Annotated in this window: 18 protein-coding genes; 12 read left to right on the forward strand and 6 right to left on the reverse strand. The window is 34.4% G+C overall.

From position 1 onward, the window contains the following. Positions 1-21 precede the first annotated feature (21 nt). On the forward strand, positions 22-1,056 hold the full coding sequence (locus ACFX5E_RS00960; RefSeq protein WP_379853292.1) for a glycoside hydrolase family 130 protein: 1,035 nt from the start codon (positions 22-24) through the stop codon (positions 1,054-1,056). 12 nt (positions 1,057-1,068) lie between these two features. Next, on the forward strand, positions 1,069-3,297 hold the full coding sequence (locus tag ACFX5E_RS00965; protein ID WP_379853293.1) for a glycosyltransferase: 2,229 nt from the start codon (positions 1,069-1,071) through the stop codon (positions 3,295-3,297). A 191-nt stretch (positions 3,298-3,488) separates the two neighbouring features. Here ACFX5E_RS00965 and ACFX5E_RS00970 read toward each other — a convergent pair whose 3' ends face one another. Continuing rightward, a complete protein-coding gene (locus ACFX5E_RS00970) occupies positions 3,489-4,613 on the reverse strand; it encodes a cysteine desulfurase family protein (RefSeq protein WP_379853294.1) in 1,125 nt (374 codons plus the stop codon). 18 nt (positions 4,614-4,631) lie between these two features. Next, a complete protein-coding gene (locus tag ACFX5E_RS00975) occupies positions 4,632-5,633 on the reverse strand; it encodes an EamA family transporter (RefSeq protein WP_379853295.1) in 1,002 nt (333 codons plus the stop codon). Between the two features lie 112 nt (positions 5,634-5,745). Here ACFX5E_RS00975 and ACFX5E_RS00980 point away from each other — a divergent pair, with 112 nt between their 5' ends. Continuing rightward, on the forward strand, positions 5,746-6,702 hold the full coding sequence (locus tag ACFX5E_RS00980) for a hypothetical protein (protein WP_379853296.1): 957 nt from the start codon (positions 5,746-5,748) through the stop codon (positions 6,700-6,702). A 136-nt stretch (positions 6,703-6,838) separates the two neighbouring features. Here ACFX5E_RS00980 and ACFX5E_RS00985 read toward each other — a convergent pair whose 3' ends face one another. Together ACFX5E_RS00985 and ACFX5E_RS00990 are read right to left on the reverse strand one after the other, a co-directional pair. Next, positions 6,839-7,390 (reverse strand): Smr/MutS family protein, encoded by a 552-nt coding sequence (locus tag ACFX5E_RS00985; protein WP_379853297.1) that lies wholly within the window; start codon positions 7,388-7,390, stop codon positions 6,839-6,841. Then, positions 7,383-7,565, reverse strand: a complete 183-nt coding sequence (locus ACFX5E_RS00990; protein WP_379853298.1) for a hypothetical protein — start codon at positions 7,563-7,565, stop codon at positions 7,383-7,385. The genes ACFX5E_RS00985 and ACFX5E_RS00990 overlap by 8 nt, the downstream gene beginning before the upstream one ends. 102 nt (positions 7,566-7,667) lie before the next feature. Here ACFX5E_RS00990 and ACFX5E_RS00995 point away from each other — a divergent pair, with 102 nt between their 5' ends. Beyond that, a complete protein-coding gene (locus tag ACFX5E_RS00995) occupies positions 7,668-7,946 on the forward strand; it encodes a DUF2752 domain-containing protein (protein ID WP_379853299.1) in 279 nt (92 codons plus the stop codon). A 245-nt stretch (positions 7,947-8,191) separates the two neighbouring features. On the opposite strand, the gene ACFX5E_RS01000 is transcribed toward ACFX5E_RS00995, so the two are convergent. Continuing rightward, entirely contained in the window at positions 8,192-8,893 is a 702-nt protein-coding gene (locus ACFX5E_RS01000; protein ID WP_379853300.1) for a DUF1003 domain-containing protein, read from the reverse strand. A 213-nt stretch (positions 8,894-9,106) separates the two neighbouring features. On the opposite strand from ACFX5E_RS01000, the gene epsC reads away from it, so the two are divergent. Next, positions 9,107-9,898, forward strand: a complete 792-nt coding sequence (gene epsC, locus ACFX5E_RS01005; RefSeq protein WP_379853301.1) for a serine O-acetyltransferase EpsC — start codon at positions 9,107-9,109, stop codon at positions 9,896-9,898. Between the two features lies 1 nt (position 9,899). Beyond that, positions 9,900-10,787, forward strand: coding sequence for a cysteine synthase CysM (gene cysM, locus ACFX5E_RS01010; protein WP_379853302.1), 888 nt, complete (start codon positions 9,900-9,902; stop codon positions 10,785-10,787). Between the two features lie 74 nt (positions 10,788-10,861). Here cysM and ACFX5E_RS01015 read toward each other — a convergent pair whose 3' ends face one another. Then, positions 10,862-11,272 carry an OsmC family protein gene (locus ACFX5E_RS01015; RefSeq protein WP_379853303.1) on the reverse strand — a complete coding sequence of 137 codons (411 nt, stop codon included), beginning with the start codon at positions 11,270-11,272 and terminating at the stop codon, positions 10,862-10,864. A gap of 238 nt (positions 11,273-11,510) precedes the next feature. Here ACFX5E_RS01015 and ACFX5E_RS01020 point away from each other — a divergent pair, with 238 nt between their 5' ends. The 6 genes from ACFX5E_RS01020 (at position 11,511) to ACFX5E_RS01045 (ending at position 16,849) form a co-directional block, all read left to right on the forward strand. Continuing rightward, positions 11,511-12,203 (forward strand): SGNH/GDSL hydrolase family protein, encoded by a 693-nt coding sequence (locus tag ACFX5E_RS01020; protein WP_379853304.1) that lies wholly within the window; start codon positions 11,511-11,513, stop codon positions 12,201-12,203. Between the two features lie 125 nt (positions 12,204-12,328). Then, a complete protein-coding gene (locus ACFX5E_RS01025; RefSeq protein WP_379853305.1) occupies positions 12,329-12,970 on the forward strand; it encodes a hypothetical protein in 642 nt (213 codons plus the stop codon). A gap of 282 nt (positions 12,971-13,252) precedes the next feature. Further along, on the forward strand, positions 13,253-13,708 hold the full coding sequence (locus ACFX5E_RS01030) for a hypothetical protein (protein WP_379853306.1): 456 nt from the start codon (positions 13,253-13,255) through the stop codon (positions 13,706-13,708). A 295-nt stretch (positions 13,709-14,003) separates the two neighbouring features. Further along, positions 14,004-15,419 (forward strand): 23S rRNA (uracil(1939)-C(5))-methyltransferase RlmD, encoded by a 1,416-nt coding sequence (gene rlmD / locus ACFX5E_RS01035; protein ID WP_379853307.1) that lies wholly within the window; start codon positions 14,004-14,006, stop codon positions 15,417-15,419. A 76-nt stretch (positions 15,420-15,495) separates the two neighbouring features. Continuing rightward, positions 15,496-16,026, forward strand: coding sequence for a DUF6452 family protein (locus ACFX5E_RS01040; RefSeq protein WP_379853308.1), 531 nt, complete (start codon positions 15,496-15,498; stop codon positions 16,024-16,026). Further along, entirely contained in the window at positions 15,998-16,849 is an 852-nt protein-coding gene (locus tag ACFX5E_RS01045; RefSeq protein ID WP_379853309.1) for a DUF6048 family protein, read from the forward strand. The genes ACFX5E_RS01040 and ACFX5E_RS01045 overlap by 29 nt, the downstream gene beginning before the upstream one ends. Positions 16,850-16,884 lie beyond the last annotated feature (35 nt).

Raw genomic sequence — 16,884 nt, forward strand, 5'->3', positions numbered from 1 at the left:
ATCAGAAAAGAATATCAAACCATGGTCACAGTAGAAAAACTGGGCATTATCCTTAGCCCCACGGACAAAGAATTTGAAAACAAAGGGGTTTTAAATCCTGGTATTTATCAGGAGGGTAATACCGTTCATATTTTATACCGAGCAACACAACAAGGAAATTTCTCTACGATTGGATATGCAAGGACAGAAGGCCCTATGAAAATAGTGGAAAGAATGGAAAAGCCTTTAATTATTCGGGACTTTGATTATGAGAAACAGGGAATGGAAGATGCCCGAATTGTAAAAATTGAGGATACTTATTATATAACCTACACTGCTTTTGATGGCATTAATGCAATGGGAGCTCTTGCCACTTCAAAAGATTTAATTCATTTTGAAAAACAAGGACTAATTACACCTCACGTCAATTACCAAGAGTATGAAAATTATGTGATTTGTTACAAAGACAAACTAAACCCTAAATATCATGAGTATTACAATCTTTTTTCACAAATTGGATTAGTGGAAGACAAGTTTCGATTACTCAGAGACAAAGATGTTGTCTTATTTCCAAGGAAAATAAAAGGCAAATTTGTGATGTTGCATCGCATTTGGCCAGGGATTCAGATTGTAAAGTTTGAGGATTGGAAAGAATTAAATGAAGCATTTTGGGAAGATTATCTTAAAAATTTGGCTTATCATATTGTTCTTGATCCTAAAGACCTATTTGAAGTAAATTACATTGGAGCAGGTGGTCCTCCTATAGAAACTGAGTTTGGTTGGTTGATGATTTATCACGGCGTTCAAGAAACGACAACAGGAAAAATATATCATGCCAAGGCTGCTTTATTACAATTGGACAATCCGGAAATTGAAATAGCAAGGTTACCTTATCCGCTCTTTTCACCTACGAAACAATGGGAAATTGAAGGTGAAGTCAGCGATGTTGTTTTCCCTACTGGCCACGCATTATTCGGAAATGATCTCTACATATATTATGGCGCCGCAGACAAATATATAGCTGTAGCAAAATTAGACATCAACGAATTACTTCTTGAATTGAGAAAACAACCTTAAAAAAGAATGACCATGAAGTTTGAAAAAGGAATAAAAATGCTAATTGTAAGTTCTTATCCGCCTAGGGAGTGCGGAATAGCTACTTTTTCAAATGACATTGTAAATGCAGTGAAAAAAGTTTTTGGCAATACGCTGCCAATTGAAGTATGCGCTTTGCAAAGTAATGAACATCATTTTCGATATGATGATGAGGTTAAGTATATTTTACCGGTATCTTCTTTAGATAATTATCGGCTGGTTGCTGAAAAAATAAACGAACGAAATGATATTGGATTAGTTTGCATCCAGCATGAATTTGGGCTTTTTGGCGGAGAATATGGCGATTACATACTGTCTTTTATACTGGCATTAAATAAACCTATTGTAACTGTTTTTCACACTGTGCTTCCCAATCCAGATGAGAAAAGAAAAAAAGTGGTTCACGCCATAACCGATTTATCGGATCAGATTATTGTACTCACAAAAAAATCCCAAGAGATTCTGATAAACTTTTATGATTGCCCTATATCTAAAACAATAGTGATTCCTCATGGCACTCACAGCATACTTTGGGAACAAAAGAAAAAATTAAAAACTAAATATGGATTCAATAACAGAATAGTATTGTCCACATTTGGATTAATCAGCCAGAATAAAAATATTGAAACCGTATTAAATGCATTACCGGAAATAGTTGTTAAATATCCCGATGTCATTTATTTGGTGATTGGAAAAACACATCCCGAAGTAATTAAAAGAGAAGGTGAAAAATATAGAGAAACGCTTATCAATATTGTAAAAGAACTCCATCTGGAAAATAATGTTGTTTTTATAGATGAATATCTTGAATTAAAACAACTGCTTGAATATTTAACCTTGTCCGAAATTTATTTATTTTCTTCGAAAGACCCCAATCAGGCCGTGAGCGGAACCTTTGCGTACGCCATGAGTTGTGGCTGTACAGTAATTTCTACCCCAATACCTCACGCAGTTGAAGTACTTGTGAATGGCAACGGAATACTGTTAAAACACTTTGAGAAACCCGATGAATTTAAACAAGCTATTCAGCATCTCATTGAAAATAAAGAGGAACGAATTGCAATGGCAAAAAATGCTTTTTTATTGGCGCATGCCACAACATGGGAAAATATCGCTATTCAATATCGGTTATTATTTGACCAATTGACAAACAGAGAAGAAGATTTGAGGTTTAATTTTCCTCCAATAAAATTAGACCACATTGAGAAACTCACGACGGATTATGGAATTCTTCAATTTTCAAAATTTAGTCTTCCGGACCCCGAATCAGGTTATACGCTGGATGATAATGCGAGAGCGCTAATAAATATGATTCTGTATTATAAAATTTACCCAGATGCCGGTGTATTGAAACTGGCAAATATCTATTTAAATTTTATAGAAGGAATTCAGCAAGACAATGGTTTGTTCGATAATTACAAGAACTTTGAGCATGAATTAACAAAGCAAAATGAAGAAGTCAATCTGGAAGATGCAAATGGAAGAGCTTTATGGAGTTTAGGTACTGTAATAGCTCATAGAGAGATATTACCGATAGAAATGGTATTACGAGCAGAAAGATGCTGGAACAAGTCAATAGAAAGGATCAATAATATTGTTTCACCCAGAGCGATTGCATACGCCTTAAAAGGACTTTACAATTACTATTCAGCATATAAAAGCGAAAATATAAAAACCAATATTGAACAACTGGCAGATAAATTATTGAATCATTATAATATTAATTCAGAAGAAAATTGGTGTTGGTATGAGGACTACATGACCTATGCCAACAATGTTTTACCCGAAGCGATGATGTACAGTTATTTAGTTACAAAGAAACAAAAGTACAAGAAAATCGCAACAATAACCTTTGATTTTCTATTGTCCCATTATTTCATGAAAGGACAATTAAAAGTAATTTCGAATAGAGGATGGTTTAAAAAAGAGAATGAAAGAAAATTCTATGGAGAACAACCTATTGAAGTGGCTACAACAATCGTTGCATTGGATTTGTTTTACGAAATAACCAGAAATAAAAAATACAAAGAACAGCTTAAACTGGCTTTTATGTGGTTTTTAGGAAATAATCATCTCAAACAGATCATGTATAATCCAGAAAATGGAGCTTCTTATGATGGACTTGAAGATACACACATCAACATAAACCAAGGTGCAGAATCGACTTTATGCTATTTTAAAGCCCGATTAATAATGGAAAAATATGCTGAAGAAAAATCGTAATACCTGCTTGATAAAAATATAAAAACCGTGGATATAAAACACGAATTTCACATATTCTCACGAATTAATTTGTGCAAACCAGTGAAATTCGTGTTTAACTTTTTAACATCAATTTAAAAATCAGTTTAATCTTTGTATCTGTGTCTTATTTTAAAATTGTTCCTACACTGTAGCCTTTTCAGTCAATTTCCTTATATACTTTTCAATGCTTCTATCAGCAAATCAATATCCTCTTTTGTATTGTAATGGCTAAAAGAAATACGCAAACTTGGTTTTTTCAGATCTTCATTTGAAAGCATTTCTGCTAACACATGGGATGGCTTTATAGTCCCGGACTGGCATGCACTTCCGCGGGAAACCGCAATCCCTTTCATATCTAAATGGAATAAAATCATTGCCGTTTTATCTTCCGAAAAAGGCAGTAAAACATTCAACATATTGTAAAAACCATCGATAGTTCCGTTTATTGCAAATGCTGGAAATTCAATTTCAAGTTGAGTAATCAGATAGTTTTTTAATTCAGAAATATAAGTTCTTTCGGTTTCTAAGTTGGTATAGGAATGATCTAAAGCTTTTGCCATTCCGGCGATTTGGTGTAACGCTTCAGTTCCTGCTCGCAATCCTTTTTCTTGTTCGCCACCATAAAAAATAGGTTGCAAACCTGAGTTTTTACGAACAAAAGCAAACCCAACGCCTTTGGGCCCATGAAATTTATGTGCGCTTGCCACTAAAAAATCAATAGGAATCGCTTGTAAATCTATTTCCGTTTTTCCTAAAGATTGCACCGTATCCGAATGAAACAACACATTATATTGCTTGCAAATACGCCCTACTCTTTCTAAATCCAGAACCGTTCCTATCTCATTGTTGACGTGCATCAAGCTAACCAATGTTTTTGTTTCCTGCGAAAGCAACTCCACTAAATCAGTGATATCAATTTCACCATTTGGTTTAACCGCAACATAATCGATTTGAATCTCAAATTCTCTTTGTAAAGCCATCAGCGTATATAAAACGGCATGATGCTCTATCTTACTGGTTATGATGCGTTTTACTTTTAAATCTTTGACTGCCGAACGAAGAATCCAATTATTGGCTTCCGTACCGCAAGAAGTAAAAATAATTTCCTGTGCAGTACTATTCAAATGCTTTGCAATGGATTTTCTGGAGAGTTCTAAAATGCTCTTGGCATTCCGACCAAAACTATGCGTTGATGATGGATTTCCGAAATCTTCCCTCATTACTTTGGTCATTTCCTGAATCACTTCAGGGCGAATGGCTGTAGTAGAGGCATTATCGAGATATACTTTTTTCATTATTTGAAAATTATAAAATTATTTTAAGCCTTCTATTTCGGCTGGAACTACTTTAACTTTTCTGGGAAACAGGAGTTTCTCATTAAACACCACGATAGAAACCAAAATCAGAAAATAAGAAAACAATTGAAGGGCAGTAACTTGTTCTTTGTAATAAAAAACAGCAATCAAAAAACCAATAATCGGATTAATATATATCATAATCCCAACGGCTGAAGAATTAATTCCTTTGAGTGCGTATAAATTTAAAAATAAAGGAATAATTGTAAAACAAACTACTATTACTGACAAACAACCATAGAACAAAGATTCTGTGGGTAACGAGCCGCTATAATTTGGATAAAAAGGGATCAAAATCAAGGCCGTAAAGACCAACTGAATCGTTAATACCAAAAATTTATCCATTTCACTATTTTTTCGCTGACTGATAATATATAAAGCATAAGTTACTGCTGTTATAAGGCTATAAAAGATATCTTCAAAATGGTTTAATGATAATAAAACACAGCTAAAAACACTTATCATTACAGCAAACCATTGCCACTTGCTCAGTTTTTCTTTCAATATAAAAAAAGCTAATATCGTAGTTAAAATTGGGCATATTAAATAAGCTAACGAGGCGGCTTTTACACTTATATGATTCATTACATATATAAAAACAAACCAATTTGAAGACAAAAATACGCCACCTCCGAGTGTCAATACAACAACACTTCGCTTTTGTTTCGCGGTCATACTTTTGAACTGCTTCCAGTCTTTTTTCAGCACTTTTTTTCTAAAGCAAAGGTTAATCAATAGCATTGTAACAACACTAAAAAAAACGCGGTAAAATAAAATATCCAAAGAAGGATAATGCTGCAGAGGTTTTAAGGCCAAGCTAAAAAATCCCCAAATAAAAAAGGCAGAAAAAGCGGCTAAATAATATTTGTTAGGTCTCATATATGCTATAAATTGTGGCAAAGATACTGATTTGTTTTCGCTTTGAATTACCGTAATCCATCCATTTCGATAAAGCTTCAACAGCCTTTCTTTGAAATTTAAAAACCCAATATGTTGTTAAATTCCATGTTTTTGAATCGGAATGTAATTGGAACAAATTAAAAATTCTATTTTTGTTTCAAATATTATAAAAATGAAAAGAGTTGTAAGCCTATTGTTTGTTGCATTGTTCCTGAATAGTTGCGACGACGGTAATTTAATTCAAGAAGATATTAGTTTTGAAGATGTTGCCACACAAAGTTGCAATACCAATAATATCATTTACAAACTGAAAGATAAAGAAGTATTGATTCTTGAAATACCAGAAAGTTCTTTTACTAACGAACCGAGTTTGGTTGGTTCACCAACAATAATAGACATTAAAAGCGCCAATAGAGTAGTTTACCGCTTTTATAACGGAACCATATCTACTGCAAACATCTGTGAAACTATACCTCCTATAACTCCTGCTGTAACGGATCAATGGACTGCTACCGGTGGTAAAATACAAATATTTACCACAGCAGTAAAAACTACAAGCGCAACGGACAACAGCACGAGAATTACCGGTTACAATCACAATATCGTTTTCAAGAATGTAACTTTTGCCAAAAATGGCGGAACTCAGGTTTACGAAACATTCCCGTTTGGCGATTACGTTATCCCAGCAACCGCATTACCTTTCGGATTTGACCAAACCGTAGAAAAATGTAGTTCATCTAACCAAATTTATAATTACAACAGTAGTGAAGCGCTTACTTTAGACATAAATCCTACACTTATTGCAAGTGCCGCAACGCCATTAAATACGCCAAGAACCGGACTTATTGGTGATACTGCCAACAAGCTTACTTATCGATTATTTTCCGGGTTACTAACTGGAAGTTATTTCTGTAACACCATTATTCCTTCGACTCCTGTCGTTAGCGAAGAATGGATTGCCGTTGCTGGAGTTTCGAATATAAGCGGAATTGTAGAAGTAACTACCACTGCATTTGGCACCGGATTCAAACATACAATAGTGCTTAAAAATGTTACGATGAAGAAAGGAAGTAACGATTTTAAACTCGGAGGTAGTTACATTTATGGTGATCTTTACACCACTAATTAACCGCAAATATCAGGTAAAACAAGCTCTAAAAATTTCCATTTTAAGCATAAAAAAACGTCAGTTAAAGAGACTATTTTCGTTTGAAAATAACTCTAACTGACGTTTTTTTTATTGTCAAAAACAATCTAAAATAATATTACTTGGTGTTTTGTTTGATAAAAACTTCTGTTGCGCCTTGTCCGTATTTTTGATAATTTCCTTCTTGAAAAGCGATATTATCGTAACGTCCCAATAAGAAATCCAACTCCGCTTTTAAGATTCCTTCACCAACGCCATGGATAAAAACAATCTTCGGAATGCGATTGCGAATGGCAAATTCAATGTGTCGTTTTGCAGTTTCCGTTTGCAAAGTCAGAATGTCATAATTAGACATTCCGCGTTTATTAGGAACCAATTTTTCGATGTGCAAATCAAACTCCGGAGCTGAAATTTCATGCTTATCTTTACGTTCTTTGACGAAACTTCTTGGTTTTGGAATCTCTTTCTCTTTCGCAATTTCATCTACATTAATTCTTCTAATAGAATCCATTAAGTTACTGGAATCGTTTATCTTAATTAACTCGTTGACAAAAAATGTCATCGTGAATCCATCCTCCGTTTCTACCTCAACTTGATTATCTTTGACTGATAGCACTACTCCATTTATAGCTTCGTCAAGCACTGAAACCTTATCGCCTTTACTAAACATTTTCGTCTTTTTTATCTTGATTTTTACTTGGTATCTTGGCACTTAATTGCATCATTCCCATCATAAAAACTACGATTGCAATTACCATTACATACACATTTTTTTCGGCGCTCACCTGCTCATACAAAGCAATAATTATGGCCACAACCATTATTGGAATTATAAATTTTCTCATCTCTTTACGTATCAGTTTCCAAAAGTACTAAATTTAAAATTGCATCAATTTATTATCTCAACCGTTTGTTATTTTTTCGTAAAATTGTAAAAACAAAAACCATTGAATTTAGAAAAATATATGATTCCTTGTTTGAGCAAAACACTCTTTGGCGTGGAGTGTTTGGGATGCGGATTTCAGAGAGGATTACTGTTACTTTTACAAGGCAATTTTGCAGCTGCTTTTCAGATGTATCCAGCCATTTATACTACGCTGTTATTTTTAGGAATTTTGGGTTTACACTTCATCGGCAAAAAGAGAAACTACAAAAATCTATTAATTGGTATGGCAATTATTAATGGTCTTTTTATGATTGTCGGTTACTTGTACAAACATTATTGAGAAATAACTTTATCTTATTTTAACCCTTTGGGTGCAATTATTTAAAATTTCGAATTTAGAAAAAAAATAAAACAAACGCTTAGAAACATAGACAAAAGATTAGCATAGCCCAATTCTTGGGTTCACAAAGTTATGATTTTCTATAATAAAGTGAAACGCCTCGAAAGAAACATATAAAAACTATGTTTCTATGCGTTTTAAAAAAGAAACTTAAATTACATCCAACTGGTTTATTCTACTAAATCCTATTTACTTATTCGAGTCAAAATATCATTCATCATTTCGATTTGGACTTTTTGAATTTCTATTAATTCTTCTTGTTGGTGCATAATTAAATGATCTAGTTTTTCATGAAGCATTCTGATTTCGAGTTCTGATTTCAGATTAATCATATAGTCTTTTTTGGCTCTTTCTCTGTCTTTATCTTCCTGACGATTTTGACTCATCATAATCACCGGAGCTTGAAGAGCAGCTAGACAGGATAAAATTAAATTCAACAAAATAAAAGGATAAGGGTCAAATCCCTTGTTGAGTAGAATATAAATATTTGCCAAAATCCACAAAACAATAAATACTCCAAAAAGGATTATAAATTTCCAGCTTCCGCCAAAAGCAGCAACTTTATCTGCTACTATTTGACCAAAAGTGCGAATACCAATCTCTTCTTCAACGGTACTTACCAGGGATTTGTCTTCCTCAAACGAACCGATAACCTTAGCTTCCAGATTAGAAAGCTCCCCTATTTCGACCAATAAATAATTTGAAATATATTTTTCTCGATACAAGTTCAACTCACTAATCGCAAGAAATTTATCACTGTCGAAATCTGGATAATCTTTCTGGATTAATGCCAATATGGGATTCCTGATTGTTTTTCCGGAAACTTTATCAGCAATAGGGAATTCCTTTTTTGAGACATCACTTATGAAAGTAGTATTCTTATCCATGCAAATTATTTTTACTGCTAATTTACATATTTAAACCTTTTATTTTCCATGAAATTGAAATTCAAATCATTTGATGAATTTGAATAATCACAAAGAGTTTCAATTCTGCTGATTTACTAAAAATCCTAAAAATTTCTTTATCTGATTTTTGCTTCTTTTTCTTAAAAACACCTTACTTTTACGGTTCTCATTTAACAATTCAATTCTATAATCATGACAAAAGATCTGATTATCAAAAATATCAGTGCTTTAAAAAACGGTTTCACGATCAATTATAGCATCAAAACAAAAACGGAGGCTTTTACTGAGCTGTTGTTTTTTACTTTATTTGACACCAATGCTCCACTAAATAAAAGCATTGAGGAACTCGAAAAACAATTTAAAGAAATATCAGCCATAGCTTGCAAAAAACCGCATTCGCTTTGCAATTCCATGTGGAATAATTTTTTTGAATCCTTGCCTTTAGTTCTTGAAAAACTGAATCAAGATGCTAATTATTTTTTAGAAAATGACCCTGCTTCAAACAGCATCGAAGAAGTATATCTGACCTACCCAGGGTTTTTCGCCATTGCAATCTATAGATTGAGTCACGAATTGTACCTCTTGGATCTTTTATTGTTTTCCAGATTGATGAGTGAATATGCCCATCGAATCACAGGAACTGATATTCATGCCGGCGCGACTATTGCATCCCCAATCTTTATTGATCATGCCACGGGAATTGTAATTGGAGAAACCACCGTCATAGAAAAAAACGTGAAAATATATCAGGGTGTAACTCTAGGTGCCTTAAGTGTAAGTAAAGATATGAAAAACACGAAAAGACATCCCACCGTGGAGAAAAATGTTTGCATTTACGCCAATGCAACTATTTTGGGCGGAGAAACGGTGATTGGTAAAAACAGTATTATCGGTGGAAATGCATGGTTAACAAAATCAATTCCTGCAAAATCAATCGTGCTGAATACTACTACCACCGAAGTAAAAATAAAAGAGATAAAATAATATGAAACCACAAAAATTATTAGACCTCATTGGTAATACACCTTTGGTGGAAAGTGTCAATTTAGTACAAAATAAAAATGTAAAACTTTTATTGAAGTTAGAAGGAAACAATCCGGGTGGCAGCGTAAAAGACAGAGCCGCTTACAACATGATTAAATCTGCCCTTGAAAGAGGAGAAATCAAAAAAGGTGACAAACTTATAGAAGCGACCAGCGGAAATACCGGAATTGCCTTGGCGATGATAGCCCAATTATTCGATTTAGAAATTGAATTGGTGCTTCCTGATGATTCAACCAAAGAACGTACCCAAACCATGCGTGCTTACGGAGCTACCGTGATACAAACTCCAGCAAGTACAGGAATTATAGGTTCCAGAGATTATGCGGATAAAAAAGTGGCCGAAGGAGGTTATATTATGCTCAATCAATTTGCAAATGAAGACAACTGGAAAGCGCATTATAAAACGACAGGACCAGAAATATGGAATGACACTGAGGGAACAGTGACTCATTTTGTTGCTGCAATGGGGACAACAGGAACCGTAATTGGAACTTCGACTTATTTGAAAGAGAAAAATCCAGCCATTCAAATCATAGGAGCACAACCAAGTGACGGCTCCCAAATTCCTGGAATCAGGAAATGGCCTCAAGAATACTTGCCGAAAATTTTTGATGCCTCAAAAGTGGATACGATTATTGAAGTGACAGAACGAGAAGCCCGTGACATGACCAAGCGTTTGGCGCTAGAAGAAGGTGTTTTTGCCGGAATGAGCAGCGGTGGTTCTGTAGCTGCAGCTATAAAGATTGCCAACACTTTAGAGTCGGGAGTGATTGTGGCGATTATCTGTGATCGCGGGGATCGTTATTTGTCTTCGGATTTATTTGACTAATCAATCATTTATATAAAATTAAAAAAGGCTCGATTTACCAATTAATCGAGCCTTTTTGACATATATCTATATTTTTATACTAAAGTCGCAGTGGTAGAAATGGCTGCGTTCAATACTTTAGAGACGGGACAGTTTTTCTCAGCTTTAGTAACTTCTTGTTGAAAAGCATCTTCCGAAATCCCCTCGACTTTGGCGCTCACGGTTAGATGAGAACTTACAATCGTACCATCTACTAAATCAATATCACATTTAGTTTCGATATTTTCAATTTCAAAACCGGCTTCAGTAATATATGCCGAAAGTTGCATCGTAAAACAGCCCGAGTGCGCCGCTGCTATTAACTCTTCAGGATTTGTTCCTACTCCTTCTTCAAATCGGGATTTGAATGAATATTGAGTATTTTCTAAAGTTTTACTTTGTGTCGTTAATTTTCCGGCTCCTTCTTTTAGTGAACCATTCCAAACTGCGGTTGCATTTCTTTTCATAATTCTATTTTTTAATTTACTCAAATTTAGTTCATTTGTCAAAAAACACCTTCAGAAACTGATTTTTTTAACGAAAATTTAAAAAATATTTTATAAAACTCATTGCGTCTGAATGAGCAAGATTAAATTAAAAACCTGAAGATGATCCGTTTCTTTTTGCTTAGGTTTCCAAATATAGATTCATTACGTTTGGTAGACCTAACGCGTATTAATTTATAACTATCGAAACTAGTTACAAATGAGAAAAACAAAATTATTTTACTGTTTACTATTAGTATCAATCTTTATGGGAGGAAAAGTAAAGGCTCAGGACTGGCCTAATTTAAATCGTTACCATCATGAAAACACTGTTTTAAAACCTGCAGAAGCGGGACAAAAAAGGATTGTTTTTATGGGGGATTCCATAACCGAATTTTGGAGTACCGTTGATCCGGAATATTTTTCAGGCAAACCGTATGTTAATCGTGGCATTAGCGGACAAACCACGCCACAAATGCTACTGCGCTTTAGAGCCGATGTCATCGCCTTACAACCCACTGCTGTTGTAATTCTTGCAGGAATCAATGATATTGCAGAAAACACAGGCCCTATGACCATTGAAATGATTCGGGATAATATTTTCTCGATGATTGAATTGGCGAAAGCAAACCACATTAAAGTAATTCTATGTTCCGTTTTGCCGGCTTACGACTTTCCCTGGAAACCCAATCAAGAACCGATTGCTAAAATCAAAGCATTGAACGAAATCCTGCAGAAGTATGCTCTTGCTAATGAAATCGTGTATGTCGATTATTATTCGGCAATGGTTGATGAACAAAAAGGATTAACAGTTGCTTATTCCAATGATGGAGTGCATCCCAACAAAACAGGTTATCAGGTAATGGAGCCACTTGTCGATAAAGCGATAGCTTTGGTTTTGAAGTCGAAATAATTTTAACAAACAAAATCTAATTAACCCTACAAATAATTCAATATTTATTTTTAAACTTCGTTTTTTTATTAAGAAATTTACTAAGTTTGCGCCACCAAAATTGGACTTACAAAACTAAATTAATTATGAAAATTTTAAAGATTATCTTTTTATCATCTTGCGCATTATTATTAAACAGTTGTGCATCGGGTTACAAATCAATAAATCCCAGCAGTATCAATTACGTTTCAAAAAACATAAATAATTCCGTTACATTAGAATATAAATATGATTTATTAGATAATAAATACGCCAAAAAAGAAAAGAGTAAAACCGTAAAACTGATTGCTATCAAAGTTACCAATAACAGCGACAGAGATTTAGTTTTTGGTACAGACATTTCGCTTAGTTATGAAAATGATGCCACTCTGTATTTAATGGAAAAAGAAACGCTTTACAAAACGTTGAAACAGAGTCCAGCCTCTTATTTATGGTTTTTACTTTTATCACCTTTACAGATTTACAAAACCGAGACTAATTCCTATAATAATCCTGGAACGACTAGTTCTTTTCCTGTAGGTTTAATTCTTGGACCTGGAATTGCAGGTGGGAATATGATTGTTGCTAGTTCCGCTAACAAAAAATTTAATGCTGATTTGAATGATTACAATATCAATGGAAAAACAATTAAAAAAGGAGAAACTGTTTATGGTCTAGTTGGAATAAACTCTAATAACTTTGATGCTATAAAAATTAAAGTACAAACACCTTTAGCATTTTTAAAATAACGTTATTTTAAAAGACGCACACAAAAGCCCAAATCAATTGATTTGGGCTTTTGTGTTTTTAGATAATAGAAGCTTTACTAAATCATGATTACTGGTAAAAAGCCAGTCTTTCTTCTAATTTTGCGCATAATTGATTATGTTTGCTAAAATCAAATCAGACAATTAAAAAACAACAATACAAACCACAAGAATCGCACTGATTCCAATCCATACTCACAAACAATAATAATTAAGAATCGTCCTTTTTGGGTTGTTTTTTAATAAAAAATAAATACTTCCTCGATGTTTAATAAATCGAATTTTAAAGAATGGTTTGACCGATACAAATACGCAGAATTAGCGGCCACAAGTTCGGCTTTGTTGAGTTCCCAATTCAGCAGAATTCTCAGCGGTTTGACAACAGCCTATTTGATTACGTTTGCAGAGTATTTGACATTTTACGGAATTATTATTTTACAATCTTATAAAAAGCTAACCAAAAAGAATCAAGAACTGGGGCAGAAAACCACTTTAAAGGAAACACTTTTATTGGTAAAGAATTTGTTATTGGAATTTGGCTATCCTGCTATTTTGGATTTCTTTTTTATTCGTCCGTCTTGTATGTATTGGATGCCCATACTAACCGGAAATTATTTTCTCGGAATTATTCTTGGGAAAATCACTGCCGATTTATGTTTCTACCTGCCTACGATAATTAACTATGAATTAATCAAGAAAAAAGACAATCCGGTTTCCTGATTGCTCCATTCGAATTGTAAACGAAATACTGCCCCCGATTACTTCACTTAATTATTATTTTTTAGATGTGTTCAGTGACTTTGTTTGCAGCGAAAAACCTGCAGCACCGAAAGCTTTGGAACTCTTGCCGGTAAAGAGCTAACAAAGGAAGTCCCTTTACGGACTTAGTGTTCCTGCTTGCGGATTTGCGGGTTTGTAGCGGAAAGCGGGATTGGGCCCAAATAAAAATCAATGCTTTTTGAAAATATTTCACAATTTGAATTTATAAAACCATTCAAACGCTTATTTTTGCGCTATGGCTAAGAAAAATACAGACAAAGTTGTCTTTCATCAAATAAAAGTCCTTGATGCTGGTGCAAAAGGCGTTTCGGTAGCAAAGGCTCCCGATGGTAAAGTAGTTTTTATCCCGAATGTCGTTCCCGGCGATGTGGTTGATGTGCAAACGTTCAAGAAACGTAAAGCGTATTACGAAGGAAAAGCGATTCATTTTCACGAATATTCTGAGCATCGTGTTGAACCTATTTGCGAGCATTTTGGTGTTTGTGGAGGTTGTAAATGGCAGAATATGAAATACAGCCAACAGTTGTATTACAAGCAAAATGAGGTAAAAAGCCATTTGCAACGCATAGGAAAAGTAGAACTTCCTGAATTTGAACCAATTCTAGGTTCGGAAAAACAGTTTTTCTACAGAAACAAAATGGAATTTTCGTTTTCGAATAGCCGTTGGTTGACCGAAAAGGAAATTGACAGCACCGAAGATTTAGGAAACCGAAATGCACTTGGTTTTCACATTCCGAAAATGTGGGACAAAATCCTGGACATCAACAAATGTCATTTGCAGGAAGATCCATCGAATGCGATTCGTAATGAAGTTAGGGATTTTGCAAATGCAAACGGACTGACTTTCTTTAATCCACGAGCACACGAAGGTTTGTTGCGTACTTTAATGTTGCGTACTGCTTCTACTGGTGAAATCATGGTTTTGATTCAGTTTTTTGAAAATGACAAAGCCAATAGAGAATTACTTCTGGATCATATTTACGAAAAATTCCCTCAGATTACTTCACTACAATACGTTATCAATAATAAAGCTAACGATACTTTATACGATACCGATATTAAATTATACAAAGGAAGAGATTACATTTTGGAAGAAATGGAAGGTTTGAAATTCAGCATTAATGCGAAATCTTTTTACCAAACCAACTCTGATCAAGCATACGAATTATATAAAATAACGAGAGATTTTGCTGGCTTAACAGGAAGTGAAGTTGTTTACGATTTGTATACCGGAACTGGGACGATTGCGCAATTTGTTTCGAAAAATGCCAAAAAAGTAATTGGTGTAGAAAGTGTTCCCGAAGCGATTAAAGATGCTAAACTGAATGCAGAACGCAATGAAATTACCAATTGTGAGTTCTTTGTAGGAGATATGAAAGTCGTGTTTAATGATAGTTTCATCGCACAACACGGGCATCCTGATGTAATTATCACAGATCCTCCAAGAGACGGAATGCACAAAGATGTAATCGAACAAATTATGAAAATCGCTCCTGAAAAAGTGGTTTATGTAAGTTGTAATTCGGCCACCCAAGCTAGAGATTTAGCATTGTTGGATGAGAAATACAAAGTGACTCGTGTGCGTCCCGTAGATATGTTCCCGCAAACGCATCATGTGGAAAATGTTGTACTTTTGGAAAGAAGAGATTAGTATTCAGTGTTCAGTCGCAGTTAGCAGTTGTTGTTGAAATTATTTTTTGCCATTGCCATTCCTATTTTTAAGATTTATGAAAAAATTACTTTTACTTATATTCGTTGTAACATTATCCTTCTCCAGTTGTGAGAAAGATGACATTTGCGATGCAAATACACCCACAACGCCTCGTGTGGTGATTAGCTTTTACAGTATTTTAAATCCTTCGGTTTTGCAAAACGTGAATGATTTAAAAGTAGTTGGCGAAGGAATGACGGTTGGAATTATTTTTAATGCCAGTGCGACAGATGCTTCAAAATACCTCACCAGCGGAAACAAGATTTCGATTCCGTTAAAAACAAAAGATGTTACCACGAGTTATACCTTCACCTTGAATTCTGGAAACTCGAATCCGGCATTAGTCAATGTTGACAACATAAAGTTCGATTACACCACAAGCGATGTTTTTGTATCTAGAGCTTGCGGTTTTAAGACGATATTTGCGTTAAACCCAACAAATCCTTATACACATACAATTGCCGCCGATAAATGGATAAAATACATCTCGGTTGAAAAAAGTAATATAGAAAACGAAAATGAAACACACATTAAAATATTTTTTTAGTTTTTGCCTCGTTTTGTCCATTTCTTTGGCAAAAGCACAAGACACGACACCAAAAGGGGAGCTGACGAAACAGCCTACACCAAAAACAGATGGTGTAATTCCTGAAAATCCTGAATCTTTTAAAAATGTTGATTTAACAGCAAAAACAAAGGATTCCATTGTTATTGTTCCTGTTAAAACGGATCGTTATGGCGTGCGTGTGGGTGTTGATTTATACAAATTGACGAGAGCTTTATATGACAAAAATTATAAAGGAATTGAATTTGTAGGGGATTATCGGTTGACCAAAAAATATTTTTTGGCTGCCGAACTCGGAAATGAAAATAAAACTACCGATGATACCCGATTGAATTCAACAACAAAAGGTTCCTATCTAAAAGCGGGTTTTGATTACAATGCCTACCAGAACTGGCTAAATATGGAAAATATAATTTCTGTAGGTCTGCGCTATGGTTTTAGCACTTTTAGTCAACAATTGAATTCCTACAAGATTTACAATGCCAATCCTTATTTTGGAGAAGTACCTCCAATTCCTTCCGGACAAAAATTCAACGGATTAACAGCCAGCTGGATTGAAGTGGTAGCTGGCGTAAAAGCAAAAGTCTTTGATAATGTGTTTGTGGGCTTTAGTCTGCAATTGAAACGATTAGTCAGCAATAAAGAGCCTGATAATTTCGAAAACTTATACATTCCTGGATTCAACAGAACTTATAATGGAGATTTTGGAGTAGGATTCAATTATACCGTTACGTATTTTGTACCTATTTACAAGAAAAAGGTAAAACCTCTTGTAGTTTCTAAAAAATCCAACAGTAAAAAATAACCGCTAATTCGCTAATTTTTTTTTATGTAAAAAAT

The sequence above is a fragment of the Flavobacterium xylosi genome, assembly GCF_042787345.1.
Classification (GTDB): domain Bacteria; phylum Bacteroidota; class Bacteroidia; order Flavobacteriales; family Flavobacteriaceae; genus Flavobacterium; species Flavobacterium xylosi.